Source organism: Metabacillus schmidteae (assembly GCF_903166545.1).
Taxonomy (GTDB): domain Bacteria; phylum Bacillota; class Bacilli; order Bacillales; family Bacillaceae; genus Metabacillus; species Metabacillus schmidteae.
Map to the genome: position 1 here is coordinate 3525520 of NZ_CAESCH010000001.1, position 13475 is coordinate 3538994.

The following is a 13475-nucleotide window of genomic DNA, read 5'->3' on the forward strand; positions in this document are numbered from 1 at the left end:
ATAGAAGGCAATTGTTCTTGAACTTATTTTCCTTTTTGTTTTCACTTCCGATTTAGTAGAAGAAATATGCGGATTATTAACAGCAACATTATCTTTTTTCATGTTTTCACGTCCTTATTTAGGTAGAGAAATTGGGATGAGCCCAATTTCTCCCTTAATAGGTTATTTTCTATCTTGTACTTTTTCCCAATCAGCTTGTAATTTTGTTAGGAACTCATCAACGTCTTTATTAATTACCAATGACTGTAGTGTTTTTTCCGGCATAACCCCTGTTGGAATATAATGATCTGGAAAGTCTGTCAATGAACCTTTTTCAAAACTTGCTTTAAGGTCATCAACTGTTGGATCGTCTTGAGTAATTCCTTGAATAGCCGAGAATGCATTTTGTTCATCTATATATTGTTTTGCATTTTCCTCTTTCAGTAGGAATTCAACAAATTTCTTCGCCTCTTCAGGATGTTTTGAAGACGCTGCCACACCAAGAATTAAATCAACACCCGATATGACTTTGGTTTCATCCGTGTTGTTTGTAGCAGGGAATGGAAATACCCCTAATTCAATATCGGGATTTGCTTTCTTGATTTCCGGAAGTGCCCAAATTCCTTGAAGATACATAGCTGACTCTCCATTGGCAAATGCAGTATTTCCGTCATTGTAGCCTACACCTTGTTGATTTTTATGACCATATTCAGATAATTGTAATAGTTTTTCTGCAGCTTCTTTGTAACGTTCCTCAGCAAGAATATTTCCTTTATTTAATTCACTGTAGAAATCATCTCCTTGCGTATTAGCTGCAAGGGCATTAAAAGCCGGAAGTGTAGTCCAAGCGTCCTTATACGTATGGAAGAACGGTGTCTTACCCGCTTCTTTTACTTTCTCAGCAACTGAAATAAATTCATCCCATGTTTTTGGAACTTCCAGTCCTAGTTCGGCAAAAATGGCTTTATTGTATATAACACCAACAGCGTTTGCCACATACGGAACGGCGAAAACTTCTTCAATTCCTGATACATCTTTCAGCATTTGTACATATGCAGGCTGAATGTTTTCAAGAAATTTATCTTCCGTAACATCTGTAAAGACTCCAGCGTTTGCTAAATCACTATACGTTACATCACCGCCAACACCGATGATATCCGGTATATCACTTTTTGATACTCTTGTACGCAATACAGTTGATGGTTCAGGTGGACTTGCCTGTTCAACATCAATGTTTGGATTTTCTTTTTCAAATTTTGCAATTAACTTATCAATTGTTTGCATTCCTTCACGCTTATGATGGAAAAACTCAATTTTCACTTGGTCTCCACCTGAACTTCCCTCTCCGCCGCCGCAACCTGCAAGGAGCGAAATGGATAAAGCACCTACCGCTAGTAATGACAATGTTTTTTTCATTTGAATTCCCCCGTTTCGTTTATATAAAATTATTTATTTATTAAAAAGTCGTACCGATTTCATATTCTCTGTAAAACGATCCGCCTCCTTAAATTTTAAGTACTACTCCTTTTTACTAGTAACACTCTCCCTATATACAAGCTCGGTAGGAAGAACAATTTTTAAAGGAAGCTCTCTGCCTTTCAATCGATCATACATAAGCTTCACAGCTGTTTTCCCCATTTCAAATGAATGGATTTTTACGGATGATAGAGCCGGAGTAAGATAAGCAGCTGAGTCGATATCATCAAAGCTAAACACCGATATATCTTCCGGGACTTTAATACCAGCCTGATGCAATGCACGAAAAGCACCTAATGCCATCGGATCACTTGCAACAACAATAGCACTTGGCAATTGTCCTCTTCTGATTAATTCCTGCATTAATTTATAACCGCCATTTGGGCCCCATTCCCCAACTAACACACAATCATTTTTATAGAGATTATTTTCTCTCATCACTTTCTCAAAAACTGTTTTTCGTACATCTTCTTTTTCACCTGTTTCTTTGTTGTGTATCCCTTTTACAACAGTCCTCCCACCCAAATAAACAATTTGTTCATGACCATGATAAAAGAGATGTTCCAAGATTTGATTTGTCGCTGTTTCTAAATTTGAAATCACAATATCTACGTTTTTGTCTTCCGGCTCATAATCAACAAAAACGATATTGTTATTTTCATAGTAAATACCTCTTAGTTCTTTCACATCAACTGTCCCTACTACGATTAGGCCATCTAAGGATCTTAATACTTTTCCTACAAGAACATTATTTCCAATTGTTTGAATAGAAGTTATTCTCATTCCATATTGTTCACAAGCTCTCTCAATCCCCATTCTCAGTGACATGAAATATGGATCGTTCACTTCGTCTTCTTCTGTATTAGTGAGAATCAGACCAATATTATGAATCTCTCTTTTTCTATCAGACTTTTCTCGATTTTTTCTTGATGATTTATAGTTTAATTCACCAACTATCTCCATTACTCTTTTGCGAGTATTATCAGAAACAGACAGTGTTGGGTCACTATTTAATAATCTCGATACAGTAGCTGTTGAGACTTTAGCTAATTGAGCAACATCCTTTATCGTCGCCATCTCATCACCCTCCTTTTTTAGTAAATTTTACTTAAATAGTAATATAAATATAACAAGATAAACGCTTACATTCAAGTGCTATTTCTAAAAAAATTATTACAATTACTATTTTTAGTAATTTCCTTTACACTGGTTTTCATCATAAAATGCCCTATTATATAAGGTTCCTTTATTAAATACAGAGTACAGGAAAACAAAAAAATCCAATTTTCCATAAGGAGAATTGGATTTTTTATTATTTACCACACTAAATAAAGGTAGTAAATATTAGTTTAAACACTTATTTATATTTACTAAACAAAAGCGATCAATCTATCTTTTATAAGCTTTATTTTATTAGCTCGATCAGTAAATTTAATTCAAACTCGATATATTAAATCAATATTATTTTCAATATTGTTTATTAAACTAAATTAAGCTACATTAATAGCGTTTACATTTAATTTACTACTTTTATTTTTTTCACTAAGTGTAAATATTGAGATAATCGTAAAGATTAATGCTACAGCACCTAGTAATAAATAAGCTTTATCAAACCCAACTGTATCATACATATTACCTGCAATCGTTGATAAAAAAATCGAGCCGACTTGCTTTGAAAACTGGAATCCAATTAAATAGATAGTAGCTGATAATCTCATATCAAAATTTGCTGAAATGTATTTAAATACCGCTACTAACAAAATCGGTACTTCTGCAGCATGCAGTAGTTTTAATAGACTAATAACGACAGCTCCTTCTGCAAAGCTGGATCCCAGAATTCTAAATGACATGATAAACCCTGCATAGATAAGAGCATTTTTCGCACCGACTTTTCTAATAATAAATGGTGCAGAAATCATTACAATTGCTTCGAGGAAAATTTGTAAGGTAACTAAGTTCCCAAATACAGCTGTGCCTTCTTCTGGTGTAGTAAAGAATTGTGTAAAATATACAGGAAATTGTTGATCGAATACGTCATAGACACAACCAACACCTACAACATATAAGGTAAAAAACCAAAACTTGCTGTTTTTGAAAAGAGCTAGAGTGGATCCTTTCGGTACGACTGATTCAGCTTTTGTTATATGAACATCTGAATGCTCCATCTTTGCAAAGCTAAAAGCAACGGCTAATAAAATAGCGGCAATAGTACAAATCCAGTAGATTAAATTGGGATCTGTATTAAATAAATGCCCTGTAACAAACGTACTTGTTGCAGCACCAATATTCCCAAACACCCTAACACGTCCATACTCAAAATGATCAGCATGACTGACTTTCTCAATATACGCTTCAATTACTCCTACCCCGCCGTTAAAAATCGCACCGAGGTAAGCGCCACCAATAATAGCTGCAAGGATAATATTCGAATGTAACAACGGTGGAAATACATAAACAAAAAACGGTCCAATAAACATTAATAAAAAGATAAACACCCAAAGCAAATTCTTTTTTAACCCTAACTTATCTGCAAGAATACCAAAAAATGGCTGGTAACAGATAGCAGCGATACTAATGGCTGAGAAAATGATTCCAGTTTTCGTTGCACTTAAACCGCCAACTTCCGCTAACCATAAAGATAGAAACATCGTACTTGCAGCCCAGATAAAGAAATAAAGAAAAAAGAATACTCCAAACAGCCAATAATTCTTACTAAGATTTTTTAACATGTTGATCTCCCTCATTCTCTAATTACAGTAAAACGTTTTCATAGTTTTACTAGTAAACTTTTATTTTTACTATCATTAGTTTACTAAATATAACGCATACATACAATATTTTTTAGCTGTTTCATAAATAAACATTAATAAATTAGAAAAAAACATACTTTTTGAGTAAAAAGTATATTAAGTTTACTAAACAAAGGAGTTAACAGAAATATTCCTGATTCACTAACTCCTAATGTACGCACAAAAAAAGAATGGAGCTACGGCGCTACCATCCTTTTAAGAATCTCTCTAATTCAATTCATAAGTAGTTTAGAAGAAAAGCAGTTTATATAACACATTCATTTAATCTATTTCCGAAAGCGCAATTCGGTAAAATTTATCATCCTTGCCCTGCGGGGCACCACGTCCATCCGTATTATTACCAATGAAATAAAGGAAATCTTCTTCAATAAGCACATCACGCATCCTGCCGAGTCCTGTTATGACTTCATGGTATTCATTTGTTTCTAAATCAAATTCCAGTATTGCAGTTCCTCGTAATGCTGCAACATACACTTTTATTGTTATAAACATCCATGCCGGACGGTGCCCAGGTTGCATCTTCACCGGAAGTGAATAAGGGTGAAACCATTCCTTCCTGTTCTTCATGACCCTCAATAATTGGCCAACCATAATTTTGACCAATTTCTATCCTATTAATCTCATCATTTGCATCGTTTCCGTGTTCACTGGCAATTAAATTACCTTCAGACGTCCAGGTAATTCCTTGGGGATTTCGATGACCGTAACTATAGATATAAGAATTTTAGAAAGGATTATCACTGGGAATTGACCCATCAAGATTCATTCTAAGTATTTTCCCACCTAATGAATTTGGATCTTGAGCTATTAATGCTTCACTAGCATCACCAACCGTTGCATAAAGTGTTCCATCCGGGCCTATTTTGATTCTACCTCCATGGTGATAAGAGCCGCTAGGAATTTGATCAAGTAGCAATGTTTCTTCTATCCAAACGTTATTTTCCAATCGCAGTGTTACAATACGGTTAAATTGTCCTGAGCTGTCTTCATACGTATAGTAAGCAGATGCCATGTTAGTTTCATTAAAGTCAGGAGCAAGAACAAACCCTAATAATCCTGCTTCCGAGGCAGTCGAAAGTTCTTCCTTAAGTTCTACCTTTTGTCTCTCTAATTCTCCTTTTTCAATTCTTACAATAGCTCCTTCCCTTTCCGTAACATAAAATGTATTTTCATATTTTACTATTGACCAAGGTGACTCGAGATTTTCCGCGATAACTTCATGTACTTCATTCTCCTGTACATCCGAATCATTTTGATCGCTATCAATTGAATTCTGTTCATTTTGAGAGCATCCTACAAGTAAAAGAGCTACAACTATAAAGATACTAGATTTTTTTATCATCAATGAATACCACCCGCTTTTTACCGTTTTCTGTTCGCTCCAGTTTCTGATCGCTTGTTACAGTCTTTTCAATCTGACTCATAGATTGATTTTCCTTCTGAACATAACCAGGATTTTGAGCGAGAATGCCACTTAATAAAACCAATGCTCCTATTTGTAAAACTTTTTTCAAGTCTATTTCCTCCTATCCTTCATCTATACGGTTTACTATCTTTACAGTAAGTCACAAAGATTAAAATTCGATTAAAAGGAAGATTAGAATTCCATTAGAACTACTTTATCATTTTGTTCTCTCTTAAATAACTTTCGATATATGTTAGTTCCTTTACTTCGTTGCTACCTTCAGCCTTTATACTAACTAGAGATCTATGACCGGTTGAACTGCGGCATTCCCTTCAAGACTTCTATATTATTACTCTCTAAGTCAACACATTACCTCCTTTTTTATTTTAGCGTGTTTAAGTTATATAACTAATACTCATATCTTATATCGAGATATGCTTGAAAGACATTTCTTAGAGTTGTACACTAAAACATATATAAGGAGGAATGTTAAATGGAACTTAGAGTTTTGCGATACTTTCTTACTGTTGCAAGGGAAGGAAGTATCACTGGTGCAGCAAATATCTTACATGTGACACAGCCCACTTTGTCTAGACAATTAAAAGACCTGGAACAAGAGTTAGGGAAAAAATTATTTATTCGCAGTAGTCACAGTGTCATTCTCACAGATGAAGGTATGCTACTAAGAAAGAGAGCAGAAGAAATCGTTGATATGGTCGGAAAGTTGGAAGCAGAATTTAGTTCCAAGGAGGAAACGATAAGTGGCGAAATTTACATAGGCGGTGGGGAAACGGACGCTATGAGACAGATTGCAAGTGTAGCAAAAGAATTACAGATAAATTATCCAAATATACGTTATCACCTGTACAGTGGGAACTCAGACGATGTTACTGAACGACTTGACAAGGGCTTGCTTGATTTTGGAATCTTAATTCAACCAGCGGATTTATCAAAGTACAATTATGTCAATATCCCGGCAAAAGATGTTTGGGGAGTTATTATGAGGAAAGACAGTCCTCTCGCTTTTAATGATACTATTCAAGCAGTGGATCTATTAAACGTACCATTAATCTGTTCTCGACAGGCTATGAAACAAACATTGAATAAGAATGAATTTGCGGATTGGTTTGGTGAAGATTTCGATAAATTAAACGTCGTGACTACATATAATCTTGCATATAATGCTGCAATCATGGTTGAAGAAGGTCTTGGTTATGCAATAACCCTTGATAAAATAGTAAATACCTCCAGTGATAGTACCCTATGTTTTAGGCCGCTAGAGCCTAGACTTGAATCCAGCTTAAACATTGTTTGGAAAAAGCATCAGGTTTTTTCCTCAGCTACTGATATGTTTTTAAAAGCAATTCAGGCGAAATTCTCTAACTGATGTATCCAAGAGCAATTTTCTGTGCCGTTTAAACTCTCTGTTTCTCCCATTTTAGGGGATTAGGTTAAGCATTTTTCGCTGCTTTTGGTACTAACATTGAAAAAAGTTAAATCTTATCATTACCCATCTTGTATTGTGCTGGAGTCGATTAAAAACTATATTTAACAACGGAAGCTAATACGCGTTTGTAGGCTATATTCAATTATCAAAGGCTATTTTAGAAATGCAAAGCCCTTTAATAATTCGTTATAAGTTTCATCATCGACAGGTTCCAACCATTCCGGAGTACCTGCAGTGATGGCAATGTGTTCAGACCAGCTGTCTTTAGCAGCACCATGCCAGTGTTTTACGCCATCATGGGTCACAATAACATCCCCAACTTTTAAAAATTGAGCAGGTTTTCCTTCCTCTTGATACCAACCTTCGCCACCAGTTACTAATAAAATTTGGAACCCATTATGGTGAATATGCCAATTATATCTGAACCCTCGTTCAAAGGTTACATTCCCAACACCAACATTCACGTTAGGGTCAGAAACTAATGATTTAAGATAGCTTTGTCCCACAAAATATTGGGCAAACGCTTCATTTTTTTCACCCACTGGAAAAATAACGCCATTTTTTACATCTTCATGTATTGCCATTAATAATTCCTCCAATTCTTATCTTTTAGGTATAATTCATTGATGAGATTTAATGCTTTCAATGTTTCGGATAGCCCACATACAGTACAATACTACTTAGAGTGAACTCTAGGTCAAATCTACTTTTTATAATCTTTAATTAGAACAAAATAAATTTACCACGCAAAAAGAGAATCATATGAAGACGATTCTCTTTTAAAAATATATTTTCCGTAAATCGTTTAATTTCCTTACTTTAAGTACATTCATACACAACATTCTCTTCCTACCATAAAGCAAGTGGCTGTTTTATCTTAGGCTTCGGATAGACTGAGTCTATTTGTTTCAAATCCTGATGTGCTAATTGAATCCTAGCTGCTTTCACATTATCTATTACATGAGCAGTTTTACTAGATTGAGGTATAGCAATAGTTTGCCCATTTCGAATACACCATGCCAATAAAATTTGAAAAATATTGGCATGATATTTTTCAGCAATTTTCTTTAAAACTTTTTGTTTCGTTAGATTAGTACCCAGGCTATCACCTCGTGCAACTGGAGCATAGGCGATTAATGGCATTTCAAGTTTGTTCATCAAAGGTACTAAATCGAATTCAATCCCTCGATCTCCCAAATTATAACGTACTTGATTTGATGTACATTTTATTCCATTAGGCAATTTTATTATTTTTTCTATATCATCAACATCTAAATTAGAAACACCCCATGACTTGATTTTCCCATGACTTTTCGCCTTCTCTAAGGCTTCAATCGTTTCTTCAATCGGAATATTCCCTTTCCAATGGAGTAAGTATAGATCTAAATAATCGGTATTTAATCTTTTTAAACTATTATCTAAACAAATCGGTATTTGCTTTTTTGAGGCATTTGAAGGAAGAACTTTTGAAATGAGAAATAAATTTTCACGGTTATAAGGTTTTATAGCATGTGCAACTAATCTCTCTGTTTTTCCATCTCCATACATTTCAGCTGTATCTATAACTTGAACACCATAATCAAGACCAGCTCTTATTGCTTCTGCTTCTTGTTCGAATTTATCTGCTTCGTCTCCCATATTCCAAGTACCTAAGCCTATAGGAAAAACTTCCCTGCCTGCAATTGATACTTTATTCATTTTTTCACTCCTCATCTGAAAATTTAATAACTTATTTTTTAGATGATTTAAAAATGGATCAGAGGCCAGGAATTACTTTTACTGATCTCTGAATTCTCCATTATTTATGTTAATTTAATCATGTGCTATAGCAGATTTAGAAATGTGTTTTGTTGGACTAAACACATAGTTTCTTAGTGAAATTGCTATTAAGCTCAGAATTAATGAGAGGATTCCTACTAATACAACATATTGTGTACCCATTTTTGATATAAATAACCCGCCTACAGCAGCACCCACCGTGGTTCCTACGTTACATGCTGATATAAATAAACCATTGGCAAAATCAGGCGCTTCAGGAGCTGCAGAAGCAATCAAATATTGATTAATATTTGCCATTATTCCTCCAGCCACGATTCCCCAAATAATCGTTAAAATTATCATTGGTACAGCAAATTGTCCTGTGAAGAATAAAATAATGTAAACCGCACTCATTATCATCGGGAAAGATAGTATAGATTTAACGGGACTCTGAGTAAGTAACTTCCCAGAGACAATGTTTCCAATTATGTTGGCTCCTCCGAAGATGAATAATGTTAAACTAATGAAATTCGGAGACATATTCGTAACAGTTTCCAAGTATCCTGCAAGATAACTATAAACTCCAAATACCGATGAATTTAATAAAATAACAGCTACAATGGAAAGCCATAAAATAGGTTTTTTAATTATGGATAGTTGTTCACCATAAGATTGTTTTTCTTCAACAGGCATAGATGGTATAAAAATCAATGTTGCAATAAACATAAAAGCATTAACAATTGCAAAGAATGCCATCGCCAATTCATATGAAACGGCACTATCAATAAAACTTGCGATCGGCACTCCAGCTACCATACCTGCAGATACTCCTATAAATACTTTAGAAACAGCTTTTGGAGCTTCTTCTTTACTTACTGAGGAAGCAGCAACTGTAAATGCCATAGAACAATAAATTGGATGAAAAAAGCCTAGAATGATACGAACAATTAATAGAACGGTAAAGTTAGTTATAAATATGGATACGATGTTCCCTAGAATGAAAATTCCTAATACAAGTAACATTACCTTCTTACGATTTATCCTGGAAAACAATAACGGCATCGTTGGACCAGATATAGCAATTGCAATTGCAAAAAGACTCACCGTTAACCCTGCTGTTGATATGCTGACATTAAATTGATCAGCAATGGAAGGCATTAACCCAATAACCCCCATTTCGGTATTTAAGATACCGAAAACTCCTATGGTTAAAATAAATATAAGTAAATTATTTCGTTTAGCCAACAATCACAACTCCTATCTTCAATTTTGTACAATTAAATAAATTACTCCAAGGAATTATGAGGGTATGTTAAGAAGAAAATACCTTAGTTTGATTACTCATTATTCAACTTGCTTTGATGGTACCAAAAGAATTTCACTTACATTCACCGTATCAGGTGTACCAATAGCATAAGCTACAGCGTCTGCTACATCACTTGATTTTAAGCCAATTTTATGCTGAAGTTCCTCTATCCAATTACGTCTTTCAGGGTCTGTAATCGTTGTATGAAGCTCCGTATCTACTGTTCCAGGAGAGATCAGCGTGCTGCGAATATTATTTTTACTTTCCTCTTGACGCAATGTTTCCATAATTGCACGAACAGCAAACTTCGTACCACTATAAACAGCACCTTGTTGAAAAACGACATGTCCAGCTTCCGAAGCAGTTGTAACAATTTGACCTGATTGTTGTTTTTGCATGATAGGCAGCACCGAAGCAATTCCATTTAAAACACCCATAACGTTGATATCTAACATTTCACGCCATTCATTCATGCGCAAGTCAGAAAGTAGCGCCTGAGGCATGATTCCAGCGTTATTGAAAAGTACATCCACACGTCCATATTTTTCGACTGCCAAATCAACAACAGCTTGGACGTCATCTTTATTTGTTACATCTGCAACAGCATATGAAATATCAGCTTTCGGTAAGAATTCAACAAGTTCTTTCAAGCGTTCTTTACGACGGGCTGCAATGACTAATTTTGCCCCTTCTTGTGCCAATTTCTTGGTGGTTGCTTCTCCAATTCCACTTGATGCCCCCATAATAATAACTACTTTATCTTGAATAGTAGACATGAAATATAACATCCCCTTTATACTGCTGTTTTCAAACTTTGTTATCTATTCTACCTGTGCCTTTTCTATATAACAAATACCTATATTACATATCAAGTTATGCTTAATGAGCATTTCTGCATTTATACTAAAACAATATAAAAGAGGGTTTGGTATTAAGAGTGTTGCGATATTTTCTTACCGTTGCAAAGAAGGAAGCATTACAGGTACAGCTAATTTTTTTGCACAGCAGACCTTATCAAGACAATGAAAAGACCTAGAACAACAGTTACGGAAAAAATTATTTATTCATAGTAGTCACAATATCATACTCTCAGATAATGGAATGCTTTTTCGAAAGTGAGCAGAAGCAATCGTTGAAATGGTTGATAGATTAGAAGCAGTATTTCATTCCATGGAAAAACAATAAGTGTTGATGTTTATAGGTGGCGGGGAAATTGCACGATTAATAAAAGAAGTACAGTTACGATATATCCAAATATGCGATATATCACCTCTACAGCGTTAACGAAGACGATGTAACTAAACACTTGACAGGGGATTACTTGACGGTGGTATTTTAAAAGAAATTAAAACAATACTTTTAAATTCCTAATTAGAAGTATAGAAATACTCTCTTATATTTATCATCAATTAGTTTTCTAATTACTAAATTTCATTAAAAAGCCACTATAGGGTTAACTGCATTGTAAGCCAATAATAGTAGGCTAATCATCTTTTTTACTTCTTAGGGAAAAGTTCACTTTTTTTATAATAGACTGCAATTATTCATTTTGCTATCCTGTTTAATAAGTCCATAAAGAAGTGGGAAATTCAACTTTAAATGCCTATCCCCCTGAGTTTATAATCTTTTTAGAGGACTTCATTTCGTTTTCCAAAACTGCTAAGCGAATAAGTTTCACCTTTATTTCCTTGCTAAGCAAAAGCCATTCAGGTTTATTAATTCTCATTTCCAAGTCCTCCAATCGATAATTGTTTGGTAAAAAAGTGATTTTACACTAATTTCTGTAGTAACTAGTGATAATTTTCTGTTTTTTATGTTTTTCCCGTTTATTTGAATTCTTAACATATATTTCATTGTCAATTTATTGGATTTTTCTACATATTTTTTACATCTTGATTCACATTATATTTCACATACTTGCATTTTGTTGGAATAAAAAACCCTTCGACTAAAAGAACCTAATTAATTATTGGCCCTGTTAGTCGAAGGATGATACATTTATTTATTAAATCATAGATCATTCCATTATTAGTATTAATTTTCCACATCCAAAATATGAATTTATCAGATCCGATACCTGTTGATCATTTCTCAAGATTAATTTCACATCGAAAAGAAGGTTGAAAATAAGTCCGTTCCATTCCGCTGAAGAGTTAAAATAGTGTTTTAAAAGCCATAACCTTTTCAAAAACAGCCTACTTTTTTAAGCGAAGTTTATAAAAGTCTTGATCCATGGAGTTAGCATTCTCTTTCAAAACCTCTACCTGATCATATACAGAAACCACTCTTCCCTTATAGAGATCCAGCTCTCCATTTGCCATATAGTATGCGAATTGTGGTGCTTGAAATGGGGAGACATCTATTTCCTGTTCAAATAAATCCTCTATATCACTTAAATAACGTTGACCAACTTCTGTGTTTCTTTGATAACGTGTCATATCTGTATCATTTAAGCCTGGATCTAATGCAAATACTTTAATAGGTGTATCATCTAGCTCCTCAGATAGATTCTCTGTTAATCTAGCAACAGCTGTTTTGGATGTTCCATATCCGTTGCCATATTTAAATGCTCCTACAGTACCACCTCCGACAATATTTATCATACTTCCAAAACCTTGGCTAATCATTACTGGAACAATAGCTTGAACACAATGAAAAGTACCAAATAAATTCGTGGTGACATCATTTATCCAATCCGAACTTTTCACCTCCCAAGTAGGACCTATTGCTTTGAATACACCGGCATTATTAATCCAAACGTCAATCTTCCCATACTGTTTCATGATAGATTCGACTACATTTTTAATTTCTTTAGGTTGTGTTATATCCATTGATATCATTGAATGTTCAGAAGAATATGTATCTAGTTCAGCTTTTACTGCGTTTAACCTTTCAGAATCTCTTCCAGTTCCAATGACTATATATCCTTTTTCAGCAAAAAACAGAGCCATATTTCGACCAATTCCTCTTGTTGCACCTGTTATCACTACAACTTTTCTATGTTCCATTTTGTTATCCTCCTTTAAGAAAATGCTATATGTATAAGTCCCATATTTTATACGTATCCTATCATTTTGAAATTTGTCCTTAAGTAACCTGACAGGATTCACATTAAAAGTATACGTTTTCATTGAATTCATAACAACTACTGAAAAATTATTGCTCTAGTTAAAACGTATTTAGTTGCTATACTATTTTAAAGTAAGGATTATAAGTTTCTATTCTGGTTTTACTAATATACTTATTGATAGTGAAAAAGCACACCCCATTTTAGATGTGCCAGTTTTTCAAAGA

Annotated in this window: 11 protein-coding genes and 1 pseudogene; 1 reads left to right on the plus strand and 11 read right to left on the minus strand. The window is 34.3% G+C overall.

Annotation, left to right across the window (positions count from 1 at the left end; genetic code table 11):
- Nucleotides 1–162: 162 nt before the first annotated feature.
- The 5 genes and pseudogenes from HWV59_RS17165 to HWV59_RS17185 all read right to left on the minus strand — a co-directional run bounded on the left by HWV59_RS17165 (nucleotide 163) and on the right by HWV59_RS17185 (nucleotide 5779).
- Entirely contained in the window at nucleotides 163–1395 is a 1233-nt protein-coding gene (locus HWV59_RS17165; RefSeq protein WP_175639597.1) for an ABC transporter substrate-binding protein, read from the minus strand.
- Between the two features lie 102 nt (nucleotides 1396–1497).
- Nucleotides 1498–2532 carry a LacI family DNA-binding transcriptional regulator gene (locus tag HWV59_RS17170; protein WP_175639598.1) on the minus strand — a complete coding sequence of 345 codons (1035 nt, stop codon included), beginning with the start codon at nucleotides 2530–2532 and terminating at the stop codon, nucleotides 1498–1500.
- Between the two features lie 413 nt (nucleotides 2533–2945).
- Complete coding sequence (locus HWV59_RS17175) at nucleotides 2946–4184, minus strand: MFS transporter (RefSeq protein WP_235991769.1); 1239 nt, start codon at nucleotides 4182–4184, stop codon at nucleotides 2946–2948.
- Nucleotides 4185–4526: 342 nt separating this feature from the next.
- Nucleotides 4527–5607: pseudogene (locus tag HWV59_RS17180) on the minus strand (PQQ-dependent sugar dehydrogenase).
- Nucleotides 5591–5779 carry a hypothetical protein gene (locus HWV59_RS17185; protein ID WP_102229082.1) on the minus strand — a complete coding sequence of 63 codons (189 nt, stop codon included), beginning with the start codon at nucleotides 5777–5779 and terminating at the stop codon, nucleotides 5591–5593. The pseudogene HWV59_RS17180 and the gene HWV59_RS17185 overlap by 17 nt, the downstream one beginning before the upstream one ends.
- Nucleotides 5780–6163: 384 nt before the next feature.
- Here HWV59_RS17185 and HWV59_RS17190 point away from each other — a divergent pair, with 384 nt between their 5' ends.
- Nucleotides 6164–7057 (plus strand): LysR family transcriptional regulator, encoded by an 894-nt coding sequence (locus HWV59_RS17190; protein ID WP_175639599.1) that lies wholly within the window; start codon nucleotides 6164–6166, stop codon nucleotides 7055–7057.
- Between the two features lie 212 nt (nucleotides 7058–7269).
- On the opposite strand, the gene HWV59_RS17195 is transcribed toward HWV59_RS17190, so the two are convergent.
- The 6 genes from HWV59_RS17195 to HWV59_RS17215 form a co-directional block, all read right to left on the minus strand.
- Nucleotides 7270–7701, minus strand: a complete 432-nt coding sequence (locus tag HWV59_RS17195) for a cupin domain-containing protein (RefSeq protein WP_175639600.1) — start codon at nucleotides 7699–7701, stop codon at nucleotides 7270–7272.
- A gap of 265 nt (nucleotides 7702–7966) precedes the next feature.
- Nucleotides 7967–8815 (minus strand): aldo/keto reductase, encoded by an 849-nt coding sequence (locus HWV59_RS17200; RefSeq protein WP_102229085.1) that lies wholly within the window; start codon nucleotides 8813–8815, stop codon nucleotides 7967–7969.
- A gap of 114 nt (nucleotides 8816–8929) precedes the next feature.
- Entirely contained in the window at nucleotides 8930–10120 is a 1191-nt protein-coding gene (locus tag HWV59_RS17205) for an MFS transporter (protein WP_175639601.1), read from the minus strand.
- 99 nt (nucleotides 10121–10219) lie between these two features.
- The gene (locus HWV59_RS17210) at nucleotides 10220–10957 is read right to left on the minus strand and encodes an SDR family oxidoreductase (protein WP_102229087.1); all 738 of its coding nucleotides are present in this window, start codon (nucleotides 10955–10957) and stop codon (nucleotides 10220–10222) included.
- 827 nt (nucleotides 10958–11784) lie between these two features.
- On the minus strand, nucleotides 11785–11907 hold the full coding sequence (locus HWV59_RS27330; protein WP_268921771.1) for a hypothetical protein: 123 nt from the start codon (nucleotides 11905–11907) through the stop codon (nucleotides 11785–11787).
- Between the two features lie 469 nt (nucleotides 11908–12376).
- Complete coding sequence (locus HWV59_RS17215; RefSeq protein WP_175639602.1) at nucleotides 12377–13189, minus strand: SDR family oxidoreductase; 813 nt, start codon at nucleotides 13187–13189, stop codon at nucleotides 12377–12379.
- Nucleotides 13190–13475: the final 286 nt, after the last annotated feature.